Source organism: Deltaproteobacteria bacterium, from assembly GCA_019309545.1.
Lineage (GTDB): Bacteria > Desulfobacterota > Desulfobaccia > Desulfobaccales > Desulfobaccaceae > Desulfobacca_B.
The window spans coordinates 14,935-30,432 of record JAFDGA010000002.1 but is presented as its reverse complement, the minus strand read 5'-3'; the positions used below and the strand labels follow the sequence as shown (position 1 = coordinate 30,432).

The 15,498-nt window shown below is 53.6% G+C and carries 17 protein-coding genes; 11 read left to right on the top strand and 6 right to left on the bottom strand.

Translation table 11 applies throughout. The features are described 5' to 3' along the window. Positions 1 to 10 precede the first annotated feature (10 nt). The gene (locus JRG72_00805; protein ID MBW2133760.1) at positions 11 to 949 is read right to left on the bottom strand and encodes a lytic transglycosylase domain-containing protein; all 939 of its coding nucleotides are present in this window, start codon (positions 947 to 949) and stop codon (positions 11 to 13) included. Positions 950 to 1,464: 515 nt separating this feature from the next. Between JRG72_00805 and JRG72_00800 the strand changes: the two genes are divergently transcribed. The 3 genes from JRG72_00800 to JRG72_00790 are packed head-to-tail and all read left to right on the top strand — an operon-like array spanning position 1,465 to position 3,921. Beyond that, the gene (locus JRG72_00800; protein ID MBW2133759.1) at positions 1,465 to 3,198 is read left to right on the top strand and encodes a SpoIIE family protein phosphatase; all 1,734 of its coding nucleotides are present in this window, start codon (positions 1,465 to 1,467) and stop codon (positions 3,196 to 3,198) included. Next, positions 3,188 to 3,511, top strand: coding sequence for an STAS domain-containing protein (locus JRG72_00795; protein ID MBW2133758.1), 324 nt, complete (start codon positions 3,188 to 3,190; stop codon positions 3,509 to 3,511). The genes JRG72_00800 and JRG72_00795 overlap by 11 nt, the downstream gene beginning before the upstream one ends. After that, complete coding sequence (locus tag JRG72_00790) at positions 3,511 to 3,921, top strand: ATP-binding protein (protein MBW2133757.1); 411 nt, start codon at positions 3,511 to 3,513, stop codon at positions 3,919 to 3,921. Before JRG72_00795 ends, JRG72_00790 begins: the two co-directional genes overlap by 1 nt. Positions 3,922 to 3,946: 25 nt before the next feature. Here the strand turns inward: JRG72_00790 and JRG72_00785 are convergent, their stop codons facing one another. Next, positions 3,947 to 4,351 carry a tetratricopeptide repeat protein gene (locus tag JRG72_00785; GenBank protein MBW2133756.1) on the bottom strand — a complete coding sequence of 135 codons (405 nt, stop codon included), beginning with the start codon at positions 4,349 to 4,351 and terminating at the stop codon, positions 3,947 to 3,949. Between the two features lie 254 nt (positions 4,352 to 4,605). On the opposite strand from JRG72_00785, the gene JRG72_00780 reads away from it, so the two are divergent. The 4 genes from JRG72_00780 to JRG72_00765 all read left to right on the top strand — a co-directional run bounded on the left by JRG72_00780 (position 4,606) and on the right by JRG72_00765 (position 8,918). Beyond that, entirely contained in the window at positions 4,606 to 5,649 is a 1,044-nt protein-coding gene (locus tag JRG72_00780; protein MBW2133755.1) for a glycosyltransferase family 1 protein, read from the top strand. Beyond that, the gene (locus JRG72_00775; protein ID MBW2133754.1) at positions 5,630 to 6,757 is read left to right on the top strand and encodes a glycosyltransferase; all 1,128 of its coding nucleotides are present in this window, start codon (positions 5,630 to 5,632) and stop codon (positions 6,755 to 6,757) included. Before JRG72_00780 ends, JRG72_00775 begins: the two co-directional genes overlap by 20 nt. Next, positions 6,754 to 7,896, top strand: coding sequence for a glycosyltransferase family 4 protein (locus JRG72_00770; protein ID MBW2133753.1), 1,143 nt, complete (start codon positions 6,754 to 6,756; stop codon positions 7,894 to 7,896). The genes JRG72_00775 and JRG72_00770 overlap by 4 nt, the downstream gene beginning before the upstream one ends. 188 nt (positions 7,897 to 8,084) lie before the next feature. Then, on the top strand, positions 8,085 to 8,918 hold the full coding sequence (locus JRG72_00765) for a lysophospholipid acyltransferase family protein (GenBank protein MBW2133752.1): 834 nt from the start codon (positions 8,085 to 8,087) through the stop codon (positions 8,916 to 8,918). 128 nt (positions 8,919 to 9,046) lie between these two features. Here JRG72_00765 and JRG72_00760 read toward each other — a convergent pair whose 3' ends face one another. From JRG72_00760 to JRG72_00745, 4 genes are all read right to left on the bottom strand, one after another. Next, positions 9,047 to 9,658, bottom strand: a complete 612-nt coding sequence (locus JRG72_00760) for an ABC transporter substrate-binding protein (GenBank protein MBW2133751.1) — start codon at positions 9,656 to 9,658, stop codon at positions 9,047 to 9,049. A gap of 178 nt (positions 9,659 to 9,836) precedes the next feature. After that, entirely contained in the window at positions 9,837 to 10,277 is a 441-nt protein-coding gene (mlaD, locus tag JRG72_00755; GenBank protein MBW2133750.1) for an outer membrane lipid asymmetry maintenance protein MlaD, read from the bottom strand. 10 nt (positions 10,278 to 10,287) lie between these two features. Beyond that, on the bottom strand, positions 10,288 to 11,031 hold the full coding sequence (locus tag JRG72_00750; GenBank protein MBW2133749.1) for an ABC transporter ATP-binding protein: 744 nt from the start codon (positions 11,029 to 11,031) through the stop codon (positions 10,288 to 10,290). A gap of 3 nt (positions 11,032 to 11,034) precedes the next feature. Continuing rightward, positions 11,035 to 11,805 (bottom strand): ABC transporter permease, encoded by a 771-nt coding sequence (locus JRG72_00745; GenBank protein ID MBW2133748.1) that lies wholly within the window; start codon positions 11,803 to 11,805, stop codon positions 11,035 to 11,037. A gap of 278 nt (positions 11,806 to 12,083) precedes the next feature. Here JRG72_00745 and gap point away from each other — a divergent pair, with 278 nt between their 5' ends. The 4 genes from gap to secG all read left to right on the top strand — a co-directional run bounded on the left by gap (position 12,084) and on the right by secG (position 15,494). Further along, on the top strand, positions 12,084 to 13,097 hold the full coding sequence (gene gap / locus JRG72_00740; protein ID MBW2133747.1) for a type I glyceraldehyde-3-phosphate dehydrogenase: 1,014 nt from the start codon (positions 12,084 to 12,086) through the stop codon (positions 13,095 to 13,097). Between the two features lie 40 nt (positions 13,098 to 13,137). Further along, the gene (locus JRG72_00735) at positions 13,138 to 14,340 is read left to right on the top strand and encodes a phosphoglycerate kinase (GenBank protein MBW2133746.1); all 1,203 of its coding nucleotides are present in this window, start codon (positions 13,138 to 13,140) and stop codon (positions 14,338 to 14,340) included. Between the two features lie 5 nt (positions 14,341 to 14,345). After that, complete coding sequence (locus JRG72_00730; protein ID MBW2133745.1) at positions 14,346 to 15,113, top strand: triose-phosphate isomerase; 768 nt, start codon at positions 14,346 to 14,348, stop codon at positions 15,111 to 15,113. 66 nt (positions 15,114 to 15,179) lie between these two features. Then, the gene (secG, locus tag JRG72_00725; protein ID MBW2133744.1) at positions 15,180 to 15,494 is read left to right on the top strand and encodes a preprotein translocase subunit SecG; all 315 of its coding nucleotides are present in this window, start codon (positions 15,180 to 15,182) and stop codon (positions 15,492 to 15,494) included. Positions 15,495 to 15,498: the final 4 nt, after the last annotated feature.

Below are 15,498 nucleotides of genomic sequence, written 5' to 3'. Positions count from 1 at the left end.
ATAACCTCCTTCAGGGAATAGTAAGGTGTTCCCTAATTAACGATTCATAAAAATCAGGAGCCGACCCCCGGGGCACTTTAAGGCGATAAAAGCCGGGAACCAGGACATAACCCTGGATCTGGGGATTCAAGCCTTTAATGGCCTTGAAATAAGTGCCACAGGCCTGGGCTACCTGACGCAAATGAACCTGGCGGTGCAGAATAAATTTTACCTGGTCATACTCCAGGGGAGGGTAAAGTTGATCGGCCGGAATCTCATAACCATAATGGGCCGGTTGACCCAGCACGATCTTGGCGGCGATAATCCTCAGGACATAACGCTCGGTTTCCTCCGGCAGGCTGAGGCGATAGTAATCCCGGACGCCCTGTTCAGCGATTTCCTTCTGCAAGCGGCCCTCGCCGCAATTATAAGCCGCAAGCGCCAAGGCCCAGTTGCCAAACTTTCGGTGTAAAAACTTCAGGTACTGCAACGCCGCCTCGGTAGCGGCGTCGAAATCCAGGCGCTCATCAAGATGTTTCTCGGTCTTGAGGTCGAAGCGGTTGGCGGTGGCTTTGATAATCTGCCAGGGGCCCCAGGCATCGCGGGGAGAGCGGGCTTCCGGACGCAAGTCACTCTCTACCAGGGCGACATACTTCAAGTCATCCGGGAGACGTGCCTGCCGTAATTTTTTTTCAATATCGGGGAAATAGCGGGTAGCCCGTTTGAGCCACAGAGTGGTCTGAATGCGGTTCCAGACCACGATAATAAATTCTTTGTCCATGGCCTCCCAGACCGCTCGATCATGCACCGGCACCACCTCGCCACACAGGGTCAACCGCTTGGGAAGCTCATAGTAAGGCATCCGCACGGTAGGCTGGGCTGAGGGCCAGGGGCTTGACTTTGGGTGGGTGGCGACCGACCCATAAGGCCACAAGCAGACAGCCAAAAAAAGCAGGATTATAAAAAACATCGAAACTATCCTTCCTCCCGAAGGGGCTGGGGTTATGCCTTGCTTTTATGCGAAATCTAAAAAGGTGTCAAGACTGCAAGGCAAAGGAATAATACTGACGCTTGACTCTTTTTTGGTCTTAACAATTGAGTCGTTAAAGCCGATAAGGATATCAGCTTTTATATATCGGCAGGGCTGGGGCTGGACCTTCAGGTAACATATTTAACTAACTTTCCTTACTAATTAAGGTTACCTTATGATCACTTTAGTGCATAAACCTGGTCGGATTATTGAATTTTATTGTTTAAAGTCTGGCCTGTGCTTGTTTAACATCTTTTTAGATGATCATTTTGCAGGAAAAGGCTAGTATCGGGTTCAAGGAGAGAAGCTAATCAGACCCGTTGGGAAACCTGTTTAAACTAACCTGGCAAGCTTGCTTTTTCATCCTGGATATGGTTAAATGGCCTTGCTGATGTCGCTGTTCAACAGCCTTCTCCCGGTAATCCCGGAATTGCCTTTGGTGATGTAACCAAGCGATGCGTAAAACAGTAATCACAGTATTGCTGATACTGCTGCTAGCTATGGCTTTAGTCCTGTTGGGAGCCTACAATGTTTACCGTCATGCCCTTCAGGAGATAAAAATCGTGGTTCAGGATCAAGAAATGATCCTGGCCCGGCAGACCGCCAAGAACATTCAGTATTTTTTTGACACTTTGAAAGGACAGTTGACTCTGCTGGCCCGTCTGAAACCGGTACAACAGATGACTCCGGTCAGCAACCACATAGTCAGCATGGTGCGGGAAAGTATGGGGATAAGTCGGGTAACCATTTTTCGCCTGGACGCCAACGGTATCTGCACCTATATGAATCCGGCCACCGCCCTGGAAGGGGTGATCGGCAAGGATTTTTCCTTTCGCCCCTATTTTCAGGAAATTCGCCGCACCCACAAACCGACCATTTCAGATTATCTCACCGCTGGCGGCCAACGCTATGGCGATGTTAAAGATCGTTTTCAAGCTCTGATCATCGCGGTCCCCATCCTAGGCGACCACGGCCGATTCCTGGGAGTTTTGGGCACCGATGTTCGGCTAAGTTATATCAATGAAGCTTACATCAAGCCGGTGCGCATGGGAAATCAGGGCTATGCCTGGATGCTGGATGGGCAAGGGCGTCTGCTGGGACATCCCCAGCTTAATCTGCTGGGTAAATTATCCCAAGACTGTGAACACTCGGAAGAACTCTGTCGCCTGGAAAGAGACCATATCCTGCGCGGCGAGGAAGGCCGGGGCGAATATACCAAGGTCTGTAACCAGCGGCGAGTCGATTATCTGGTGGCCTATACCCCGGTGATAATAGACCACAAACACTGGTCAGTATTGGTATCAATGCCCTTGGAAGAAGCCGAAGATATGGTGGCGCCCATTTTCCTGCGTCTGACCATTATTAGTGGTTCCATTGTCTTTCTGTTTATCCTGGGTGCGGTGGTGATCGCCAAAAAGGCCCTGCAGGCCCAAAGACTGAAACAAGAAGTAATCAACAAAGAACTGGAGTTTACCCGACAGATTCAAGAAAGCATCTTGCCGACTCGATTTCCGCAGGGGGAGACCTTCTGTCTGTACGCCCACAATATTCCGGCTAAGATGGTGAGCGGTGATTTTTATGATTTTTTCCAAATCGACCCCCACCAGTGGGCTCTGGTGATAGCTGATGTCTCTGACAAGGGGATGCCGGCGGCACTGTTTATGTCCTCGGTGCACAGCCTGATTCGCGGCATCTCCTGCCAAGATTGGCGGCCCGCCACCATGTTGGCCCGGGTCAATCAACAACTCTCCGAAGAAAATCCCACCTGTATGTTCGTAACCCTGTTTTTCGGGGTTCTGGATACCCGCACCGGAACCCTGGATTACGCCAATGGCGGTCATCTTCCGGCCCTGGTGCTGAGGGCCGAAGGTTCGGTCGAAAGACTGGCTCGAACCGGAATGGCCTTGGGAATCGATCCCACCACCGGTTACGAACAGAGGCAGGTGACTCTCAACCCTGGCGACCTGCTGGTGCTTTATACTGACGGCATTACCGAAGCCCAGAACCAGGGGGGCGAGGATTTTGGGCTAATCCGATTGGAAGAGACGTTAAAAACCAGGCAGCAAGAGCTTCCCCAAACTTTGGTGGAAGAAACCCTGAACCAGGTTAAGGGGTTTTCCATCCGGGTGGCCCAAGCCGATGATATGACCCTGATGATCCTGAAAATGGAGGGAAAAAGTGAAAATTAAGGTAAACGAGGAAAAGAATTTTGTCATTGTGTCCCTGAACGGTCGGTTTGACTCCATGACCGCCAAGGCGGTGGAGGAAAAATTTCAGACGGTTCAAGATCAACCCCGGATTCTGGTAAATATGTCCGGGGTCCATTATATCAGTAGCGCGGGATTAAGGGTGCTGCTGTCCCTGGCCAAAGCGGTAAACCGCCATCAAGGGCTGTTACGTCTGTGTGGGCTTAATGAGACCGTGCGAGAAGTGTTCGATATTGCGGGATTTACCCAGATATTTCAGATCTATAATTCTCAAGAGGAGGCCTTGGAACTCTAATGGGTGTCAATCTGAGCCTTAGCAATCGGCCCGAAAACCTGGCACTGCTTAATGAGGCTCTGCAAGCCCAGGCCTTGGAATGGGGGCTTTCGGAGCGCTCCCTGGCCCATCTCGAATTGATCGGGGAAGAACTGTTTATCAACATCGTCAATCACGGTTATGAACCCGGCCAGTCGGGGCAGATTGATGTAACCGTAGAGCAGCAAGGACCCCGATTGCGGTTGATTATGGAAGATGACGCTCGACCTTTTGACCTTCTCCTTAATTATTATCCCCCGGAAGATCTGGATTTAGAGAGTCGGCCCATCGGCGGTTTGGGCATCTGTTTGGTCAGGAGATTAGCTGAATCAATTGTCTATTACCGAACCGCAGACAATAAAAACCGGCTGGTGGTATATCTTCCCCTTTAATCCCGAAAAGCACTGACGCTAGCTGTCAGCGCTGCAGTTGTCGGGCCTTTTGGAAGGCCTGCTCGGCCTCTTGAGTCCGCCCCCGATTCTTTAAAAATATTCCCAGGTAATAATACCCTTCGGCATAATTGGGATTGATCTGGATGGCCCGGCGCAGGGCCTCTTCGGCTTCCCCATAGCGGCCCAGACGATCCAACGAAGAGCCCATCATGCTATAGGCCTCATAAAAATCAGCGTCGCAACCGACTGCCTGTTGCAAAGCTCGGACTGCTTCGGCATCTTTGCCATCGGTACCCAACATCATAGCATGGCGATAATAATTGCGGGCGGCGCTTTGCATGGCCTCCTTTACTTTGTCACCCCAACTCGGAGAAGGGTTTATCAGGGATAGACCGATCAGACTCAGTAGCAGGTAGCGGGTAAATTGCATGGTTCTCTCCATATTTATTTGAATCATCATATTATCACAAACGATTGCGGCTGTCTTAATTTTTTCTTTTCAGAGAGTAGATTTTGTTATAATCAACTCATCCAACAGAAATCTAGCTGAATACTAATTTAAAGAGTCATCCTGAAGGCCAATACTGGATTCACCCGTTTAGAACAAAACTAGGTCCTGGTTCTGCTCAGAATGATACATAACCGTATATCAAGCTCTTGTAATAGACTTGAGGAATTTGTCGGATGGGTTTTGATTTTACCCGGAAGTGGCTCAACCGCAAGCCAGAGGGCCCCGAATTGGTTTCGGCCAAACCGGGCCGGCCCTGGCTGTTAATGGTCACTTCTGAAAAACGCAATCAGAATTATTATCGGGACGTGGAACTGGCCCGCCGATTCTCCACTATCTGGATCAGCGAAGCTTTCCCCTTTTCCCAATATGGTTATGATTTAAAGGAGATCGTCGGCCGCCTGAGCCCGAGCCAGCAGATCGATTGGGTTTGGGTCAATTACCGCCATAGTTTTACTGCCAAATTGAGCGGCTGGGAGGAGCTGGGAGCGCCGGTGGCGGCTTTTGTCGGCGACCCCCATGATTTCATCCGGACCGAGCCCAGATTTAAGCAGAAGATTGACTTTTTTCACTACTTGCGACCTGAAATATTAATTAATCCTTATCCTAATGCCAATGGCTTGGTCAGGCCGGTTATGAACGGTGCCCAGACGCCGATGGTTGGATGTTATTGGGCCGTTCCCACCCGTATTTTCCGGCCGCAAGGCCGCTGGCGGCGATATGATATCGGTTGTTTAGGCTCCCATACCCCGGGGACCTATCCCTTTCGCAACCAGGTCCGGGAATATTTACTGGCGCAGCGCCGATTAAAATTTTTCAAAAAGCTCCGGGTCTGTGGCCATGATGGGGTAATTTTCTCCAGGGCCTTGAACCGGTTACGGGCCTCCTTCACCTGTGCTTCGATTTATCAATATACCTTGATGAAATATTTTGAAATTCCGGCCTGCGGGACTCTCCTCTTTGCCGAGCCGACTCCGGATCTGGAGGCTCTGGGGTTCAGGGATGGTGAAAATTTTGTGGCGGTAAACCCTGATAATTTTATCGAAAAAATGGAACACTACCTGATCGCCGCCCCCGAGGAGATGGTCAGAATCTCCCAGGCCGGGGTTGAATTGATCAACCAACGCCATACCTGGGAAAAGCGGGTGACCGGGTTGGTCCGGGCTATCGCCCGCCATCTCAAAACCAAATGGCCTGAGGATGTCTACCAAGAAAATTAAAGTCCTGCATCTGCTGGTTACCCTGCCGGTCGGCGGGGCAGAGGACCTGGTGGCCGCTATTGTCCGGGGACTCGATGACGCCAGGTTCCAGGTCCAGGTCGCTTGTATCGGCTCTCCCGGTCCGGTCGGCATGGAGCTTACCCGTGCCGGTCACCAGGTTATCAGTCTGGGCCTGGATATCAAACACACCCTGGGCGGGAAGATAATAATGGCGGTAAGGCGCTTGCTCCAGAAGGAAAAACCCGATATCCTGCACACCCATCTTTACCACCCCAACCTGTATGGCCGTCTGGCTGCCCTGGGTCTGGATCTGCCGGTAGTGGCCTCGGTGCATAATTCCTATACTAGGGTTAAGTTCCATCGTCAGTTGTGGAATTTGCTGCTGTGGCCGCTGACTGATCGCCTGTTGGTCGGTTCCTCTCAGGTTGAAGCTGATGTCCGGCAATATGACCGGGTCCCGGCTTCCCGGGTAACTCTCCTACCCTATGGTATCCGCATGGAGGAATTGGATATTCCCGACAGCCCTACCGCGGCCAAAGCCCGGCTGGGGTTGAGCGGGTTCTGTCTGGGCACCATTGGCCGACTGGAGGAGCAGAAAGGGCAGAAATATCTGCTGGCGGCCTTGCCGGAACTACGGCGCCAAATCCCTGACCTGACCCTGCTGTTGGTGGGCGAAGGGCGGTTGGCAGCTGAGCTGCAGACCCAGGCCCAAGCCCTGGAAGTGGCTGATATGGTCCGTTTCCTGGGAACCCGCCGGGATCTGCCGCAACTCTACCGGGCCATGGATATCTTTGTGCTGCCCTCTCTATGGGAAGGGCTGCCGCTGGTGCTCTTGAAAGCCATGGCCGCAGGGTTGCCAGTGGTGGCGACCCGAGTCAGCGGCTCCAGCGAGGTCATTAAGGACAGTGAGAATGGCTGTTTGGTGCCTCCGGGGCAGCCCGGCCCCTTGGCAGACGCCATCCTCAAGCTTTATTACCGTCCCGAGCTGCGCCAGGCCTGGGGCCAACAGGCCCGGCAGACTATCGCCGAGAGCTATTCAATCCAGGCCATGTTGCAGCGATTATCAGAGATCTACCTGTCTCTGTACTCCAAACGACAGGAGTTATGAGTCACCCACGCCATACATATACCATCCTGCATACCGAATCGTCTCGGGGCTGGGGCGGCCAGGAGCGGCGCATCCTGAGCGAAGCCGAAGTCATGCGGGAGCGGGGACATCGGCTGATCATCGGGGCCGATCCCCGAGGAGAGTTATGGCAGCGCTCCCGCCGGGCCGGGTTCGCAGTGGTGAACCTCGATTTCGGAGGGTTTAATAATCTAAAAGCAGTGTGGGCCTTACGCCAGGTTTGTCGGTCCGCTGTAGTGGATATTCTCAATACCCACAGCTCTCTGGATAGCTGGATCGGGCTGTTATCGACTGCAAATTTGAGGGGGCCGGCCAATCATCAGCGGCCCCGGTTGGTCCGCACCCGTCATTTAACTACGCCCATTCAGGGTACCTGGCCGACCCGTTTGCTTTATCAGGCCCCGGAAGCGGTAATTACTACCGGCCAGGCCATCAAAGAGTTGATTGTCAGCCGGGCCCGGGTGCCGGCCGAGCGGGTCTACCCTGTCCCTACCGGGGTGCGGTTGACGGAATTTCACCCCCGTCCGGTGGAGGCCAGGCCGCTCCTACCCCAAACCTGGCCATCCGAGGCTTATATCATTGGCGTGGTCGCGGTGTTGCGCTCCTGGAAGGGGCATCTTTATCTGCTGGAAGCCCTGAAACGGTTGGCCACGGCTGAAGAACCAGCTTACCTGCTGATCATCGGAGACGGTCCCTATCGGGAAGTCATCCGGGACCGCATTCAGTCATTGGGACTGACGGAAAGGGTGTGGATGACCGGACATCAGGAACAGGTGGCCGACTGGCTGGCCCGGATGGATGTGGTGGTGCTGTCCTCTTATGCCAACGAAGGGGTTCCCCAGGCCCTGTTGCAGGCCATGGCCATGGCCCGACCGGTAATCGGGACCTCTTGTGGCGGCATTCCGGAAATCATTACGTCGGGCGTGAACGGCCTGTTGGTGCCGCCCCGGGACCCGGAAGCCCTGGCCCAGGCCCTGCAATCCCTGAGGCGCAACCCGGAGCAGGCCAGAGCCTTTGGCCGCCAGGGACTGGCCCTGGTGCAGGACCACTTTTCTCTCAGCCACATGGCTGAGGCCGTGGAGGCCATTTATGACCGGGTTCTGTCGAGGCCAAACCCCTGAATTAAAAGCATGAGGTAATCTAAGGCAAGTTTATTTATCACTAATACCTAGTTGCGATCAAAGAGCTAAAATGCCCCCTCACCCTCGCCCTCTCCCCCGCCAGCGGGGGAGAGGGGATAAAGGATAAAATAACTCATTTGAAAGCTAATCGGTATCAAGGCATTGAAAAGGTTAATTTGAATTGAGGTATGATTGCTGAATTTCTAGTTTCGGCCCTAGCCCGGCTGTGGTATCGGTTGGACCGGCGGCATCGCCAGATTACCATGCGCAATCTGGCATTTGCCTATGGACCGGAAATGCCCCCCGATCACCGCCAACGTCTGGCCCAAGAGGTCTTTCGACAGTTTATACGGCTGTTCGGGGAAGGATTGGAACTGCTAATCCTGCCGCTCTCCCGGATCAAAAACAAGGTGGAAATTATTGGCCAGGAGCACTTTGAAGCTGCCTTGGCCCAGGGCCGGGGGGTGCTGGCCATCACCGCCCACGCCGGTAACTGGGAATATACCGTTATGGGTTATGGCCTGCATTATCAGCCGGTGGCAGTGGTGGCTCGAGAGCACGACCATCCCCTGCTCAATCGCCTGATCCGTTATTTAAGGGAACGAGGCCACAACTGGATGATTGTCAAGCAGGGCGGGCTGAAGGCAATTATTTCACATTTGAAACAGAACCATATTGTCGGGGTGGTAATCGACCAGAATACTACTACCAAGGGCGGGGTATTGGTGGATTTTTTCGGCCATCGGGCCCGCACCACGCCCATGGCGGCGATTTTAGCCCGTCGCTTCGATACCCCGGTAATTCCGGTGTTCTCGCAACGCTTGCCCAACGGCCGCCACCGGCTGGTTATCCACCCGCCGCTGCCGCTGGTCAAAACAGGGGATGAAAAGGCCGATATCCTGGCCCAGGTCCAGGCCCAGACCCAGGCCATCGAAGCCTGGGTGCGCCGTTACCCAGAACAATGGCTCTGGCTCCACAAGCGTTGGAAAAACCAGTATCCGGAATTATATCGCAACTTGTAAGACTTAAAACTTAGCCCGGGTTATTTCACGATTATCCTGCCAAGGCCTTGCTGTTAATGATATTTTTGGTTTGCCAAAACACGGGAAGTGCCGGCCGGGCGGCGTCCCGCAGCCCGCCGGATTGCAGCTTATAACCTTTTAACCCCTTGCTGGGCTTTTACCTTGGTCTGCATCCGCCGCACCAATTCCTGATAAGATGATTCCCGGATGATGCGGCCGAACTGGTTCCGGTAGTTGCTGACCAGACTGACCCCTTCGATCACAATATCATAGACCCACCACTTGCCGCCTTTATTGATCATCCGGTAATTCATCGGAATCCGATCATTGGGTCGGGCCACTATTGTCCGGATCTCGGCATAGTCGCCATCCAGCCGTTCTGACTGATAGATTACTTTTTCATTCGAATAGGCCTCCAGCTTGCCGGAATAGGACCGCTCCAGCAGTTGGCTGAACAGCTCGACGAACTGCTCCCGTTGGCTGGGACTGAGTGGCTTCCAATAGCGGGAGAGGCTTCGCTTGGCCATTTCCGAGTAATCAAAGCGCTGATTAATAGCCTGTTTCACCATCTGGAGGCGTCGCTTTTCCTGGCCAGGTCTTTTCAGACTGGGATTGGAGAGGATGCTGATCACCTCATCCACCGTGGACCGCAGTTGATCCATGGCCGAGCTTCCCCAGGCTGCGGGAGTTACCATGACCATAGCCAGATAAAGGCAGACGCCAACTACCAGCAGTCGCATAAGACCTCGCATACAACTTTACTCCTTTAAAGGTTATTGGGAGAATTGCACCTGATTGCCGCTGGCGTCATCTAACTCCGCCAGGGCACCCCGATTATCATCCGGGGCTTTTGATTACTTCTTTCGACTCAGCCTGATTCACCCCCCATAACTTTGTCTTCGGATTCCTTCTGGTAATTCAGACCTTACCATGGATAAATTTACTGATCAATTCTTCCCATTCCACGGCTGACTCAGTATCATGAATTTTGCCACCCGGAGGAATCAGCCGCTCCGAACTGCCGGGCATCAGCTTGACAAACTTATCCCCGATAATCCCTTTGGTCCGGATCGAGGCGATGGCGTCATCATGAACTTCCACCCCCTTATTGAGTTTGAGGGTCAGACAAGCCAAATTATCCTTGGTGACCTGGATGGCTTCCACCCGCCCCACTTCCACCCCGGCGATTTCGACCGGCGCTCCCACTTTTAAACCCGAGATGTTGTCAAACTCGGCCTTGACCCGATAACCCTTGCCAAACATTTCCCATTCTCCTAAATGAACGGCCAGATAGATCAAACAGGCCAGACCGATCAGGACAAACAGGCCGACGATCAATTCGAGGCTGGCTTTCTTCATAGTACTGGACTCATTCCTCCAAAAAATCCGGCTCCCCCTGGATGAAATGTTGAACCACCGGATTGGTTTCCCGCTGGATGTCCTCTGGGGAACCGTAAGCGATAATGCGGCCTTTGTGGAGCATGGCCACGTGATCGGCAATCCCAAAGATCTCGGGAATATCGTGGCTGACGATCAGTGCGGTGTAGCCACTCTCCTGGTGGGTCTTGCTAATCAAATGAAAGACAGTATTGGTCATGGGTGGATCCAGGCCGGTTACCGGCTCATCAAACAGGATAATCTCCGGCTCCTGAATCAGGGCCCGGGCCAGGGCCACCCGCTTCTTCATGCCCCCGCTCAACTCATCGGGAAACTTGTTTTCCACCTCGGCAGTGAGGGCCACCTGAGCCAAGCGTTCCCGGGTGCGGCTGTTGATTTCCGCTTCCGACAGCTTGGTTTTTTCTCGCAAGGGAAAAGCAACGTTCTCAAACACGGTCAATGAATCAAATAAAGCTCCGCCCTGGAAGAGATAGGCAAACCGCTGCTTCAATTCCTTAAGGGTCTGCCCCCGGGCTTTGGTGATATCCACCCCATCGATCAACACCTGGCCCCGGTCCGGTTTAAGCAGACCGATGATATGCTTCAGCAAGACGCTCTTGCCGACTCCACTTTTGCCGATGATGACGGTAATCTCCCCCTGGGGAACCTCCAGATTGATACCGTCCAGGACGGCGTGGCCATTGAAGGATCGGGTCAGATCAATGATTCGGATCATGGTTCACATGAAAAAGGAGGTGAGGATATAATCCCACCCTAGCACCAGCACCGCGGAGAGGACCACGGTTTGAGTGGTAGCCCGACCGACCCCCTCAGCGCCGCGGGCTGTATAATAACCTTTGTAACAGGCGACCAGCATGATGGTAATGCCAAACACCAGGGACTTGACGATACCACCATTAACATCTAAAGATTCCACGCTTTGCACCATGCCTGAAAAGTAACTTCCCGAACTCACGCCCAATAAGACCACGCCCACCAGATAACCGCCCCAGATGCCGATTACATCGAAGATGGCGGTCAACAGCGGCACCGCCATCAATCCGGCGATCATCTTGGGCATCACCACATATTGCATGGGATTGATGGCCATGGTGTCCAGCGCATCGAGTTGCTCGGTGATCCGCATAATGCCGATTTCGGCAGTGATGGCGGAACCGGCCCGACCTGAGACCATCAAGGCGGTCAATACCGGCCCCAGTTCCCGTACCAGACTTAAGGCCACCGCAGATCCCAGGGCGCTCTCGGAGCCATACTTCCTTAAAGTATAATAACCCTGCAACCCCAGGACCATGCCCGTAAAGGCACCGGTGAGCAGAATGATCGAGCTCGATTTGACCCCGATAAACTGCAGCTGCTTGATAATATTACGGAACCGGTAGGGCGGGACAAAAAACAGCCCCAGGGCTTGCAACAGAAATAATTGCATCCGACCAGCTTCCTGAACCAGACTCAGCGTCCGGCAGCCAAGCTGGCGAATCAGATTGACCATATAAACAGCCCTGTTAACATTGATGGATTTTGATCTTAGTTTACGATTTTACTACAAACCTGGAACCAAACAAAATATAAAATGACTCAGCCCGGTCAAACCTCTTACCCTCTGGGCCTAACCCCCGCTCGCGCCTCAAGGTTGGCGGCAGCCAGAATGGAAAAAACCTTGACGGGAGGGGAAAGGTTTTTTAACATTTATTATGTACTAAGAATCTTGGCAATTTCCAAGCCCTTTATCTTCAGCGTCGCCAGGGTTCTCAAGGAAAGGAGCCCTTTATGCCAGTTCGAATTGCTATCAATGGGTTTGGCCGTATTGGCCGCTACTTAGCTCGAATCAGCTTGGCGGAACGCCAAGATGTCGAGCTGGTAGCCATCAACAGTCGAGGCGATACCGAGACTCTGGCCCACCTGCTGCGTTACGATTCCATCCACGGCCCCTTTAAGGGCACGGTGGAGGCCAAAGCCGATAGCATGATCATCGATGGCAAAGAAGTCCATATTACCCGGATAGATGATCCGCATCAATTACCCTGGAAGGATATGGGGGTGCAGATCGTGTTGGAATCGACCGGAGCCTTCCGGGACCGCATCTCCAATGAAGGCCATCTGGCATCTGGGGCTCATAAAGTGATTATCGGCGCACCGGGCAAAAAAGTTGACGCCACTTTTGTGTACGGCGTCAACCACGAGACCTATGCTCCCCAGCAGCATCAGATCGTCTCCAATGCCTCCTGCACCACTAACTGTCTGGCGCCGGTGGCCAAAGTGATCCACGATAATTTTGGCCTGGAATACGGTTTAATGACTACCATTCACTCCTATACCATGGACCAGCGGTTGTTAGACGGTTCCCATAAGGACTTGCGGCGGGCCCGGGCTGCAGCTTTATCTATGGTGCCGACCACCACCGGGGCCGCCCGGGTGGTAACCGAAGTCATCACCGAACTGAAAGGACGCCTGGATGGGTTGGCCGTCCGGGTTCCGACCGCCAACGTTTCTGTGGTAGATTTGGTAGCGACGGTAAAGAAATCCACCACCAAGGAAGAGGTCAACCGGGCCCTGGCAACGGCTCAAGCAGGAGCGCTGAAAGGCGTTTTACATGTCTCTACGGTTCCTCTGGTCTCCATTGATTATAACGGCTGCAGTTATTCATCGATCGTGGACGCGGAATTAACTAATGTGATGGGCGGCAATCTGGTCAAAGTCATGGCCTGGTACGATAATGAATCAGGTTTTTCACACCGCATGATTGATATGGCGGTTTATATGGGACAACGCCTGGGCAGTTAACCCTTTGCTTGCTAACCTTAAAAATCCAAAGGAGCCTCCGGTGAAGTCTATTGATGAAGTCGATATCAGAGACAAGACCTTATTTATCCGGGTTGATTTCAATGTTCCCCTGGATCGCAACCGGAACATCACCGATGACAGCCGCATCCGGGCCGTCTTGCCTACCATTAATTACTGCCTGGATGAAAATGCCAAGGTAGTTCTGGCCTCGCACCTGGGACGCCCTAAAAACGGACCGGATGAAAATCTTTCCTTAGCGCCGGTAGCCCGGCGGCTTTCCCGGCTCATTCATAAACGGGTGAAGTTTGCCCCGGATTGTATCGGTCCAGAAACCCAAAAAATCATTAAGGCCATGAAGCCGGGAGATGTGGTCTTGCTGGAAAATCTGCGCTTCCACCCCGGGGAGGTAAAAAACGACCCCGAGTTCGCCCGACAATTAATGGAAAACATTGACATCTACGTTAACGACGCCTTTGCCGTGGCTCACCGTGCCCATGCTTCCGTGGATGCCGTCACCCATTATGCTCCTATCTGCGTGGCTGGCTTTTTGATGCGGGATGAAGTGCACTATTTCCATAAGTCCATGGAAGATCCGGCCCGGCCCCTGGTCGCCCTGATCGGCGGCGCCAAGATTTCCAGTAAGCTGACGGCCTTGATAAATCTCTTAAACCACGTCGATAAATTGATCGTCGGTGGGGCCATGGCCAACACTTTTCTCAAGGCTAAGGGATACCATGTTGGCAAGTCCCTGGTGGATGACAATTTAATCGACGCGGCCAAAAAATTGATGGCTACCGCTCTGGAAAAAGGGGTAAAATTCTACCTGCCGGTCGATTGTGTGGTGGCTGATGCCTTTGATTCCCGGGCCGAGACCAAAATCACCCCGGTGCAAGAAGTACCGGATGAGTGGGTGATCGCCGATATCGGTCCGGCTACCGTGACCCTGTTCAACGAAGCCCTGCAGAATGCCAAGACCGTGGTCTGGAACGGACCCATGGGAGCCTTTGAAATCGATGCCTTCAGCCGGGGCACCCAGGCCATGGTGCACAACGTCGCCAATTCCTTTGCCCTGACCATTGTCGGGGGCGGGGATACCGACGTGGCGATTCATAAGAGTGGAGAAATACAGAAGTTTTCTTATATCTCCACCGGCGGTGGGGCCTTCCTGGAACTGCTGGAGGGCAAACAACTCCCCGGCATCGTTGCCTTGCAGGAATGGCATAAAAAGCATCCGGATTTATAATGATGATGCCTTTGCCGAAACGATTCCCGCTCATCGCCGGTAACTGGAAGATGCACAAGACCTTGGCGGAGGCCACCGCTTTAGCCCAAGAGGTGCGGGAGAAAATGGCCACCCCGCTGGCCGCGGAAGTGGTATTGGCCCCGCCTTTCACGGCCCTGGCGGCAGTGGCCCAGGTATTGGCCGGCTCCCAGATTAAGCTGGCCGCCCAGGACACCTTTTGGGAAAAGCAAGGGGCCTTTACCGGCGAGATCTCTCCCTTAATGCTCGCTGATGTCGGCTGCCAGTATGTGATCATCGGCCACTCGGAGCGGCGGCAGTATTTCGGCGAGACCAATGACACGGTGAACCGCAAAATCAAAGCCGCCCTGAGCGTCGGTCTGAACCCCATTGTCTGTATTGGGGAAACCCTGGAGGAACGAGAGGCCGGACAGACCTTGACCCGGGTGGTAAAGCAGCTGGAAGAGGGGCTGGCAGGTTTGGCTGCCGATCAGATCGCGCGCCTGGTGGTAGCCTATGAACCGATCTGGGCGATTGGCACCGGCCGCACCGCCACCCCCGAGCAAGCCCAAGAGGTCCACGCTTTCATCCGCCAACAGTTACGGACCCGCTTCGGAGATGAGGTCGCTAAAAATCGGCGTTTGCTCTATGGCGGCAGCGTTACCCCGGAAAACATCAGCGAGCTAATCCGGGAACCAGACATCGATGGGGCTCTGGTAGGAGGGGCTTCCCTAAAGGCCGAGACCTTTTTGCGCATTGCTGCTTTGGGCCATTAACGTCAGGATTGGCCCGGCAAGCTAATTGGCTTGATTTTTTTAATGCTTATAGATTACAATTAAAATATGACAACCGTAATTATCATCGTCCATGTAATTGTCTGTGTCGCCCTGATCTTTTTTGTCCTGCTCCAGAAAGGCAAAGGTTCGGAGATCGGCGCGGTATTTGGGGGAACCAGCCAGACGGTGTTCGGCAGTTCCGGGGCTGCCCCCTTTCTGGCGAAGGTGACGGCCGCCGCCGCCATTATTTTTATGCTCACCTCATTGGGGCTGACCTTCTTGAGCCACCATGGCGGGCCGTCAGTGATGACCGGGGTGGAGAGCCAGCCAACTCCGGCCGCGCCCCCAGCCCAGAGTGAATCCGGGCCGCAGCAAAAATAGACCT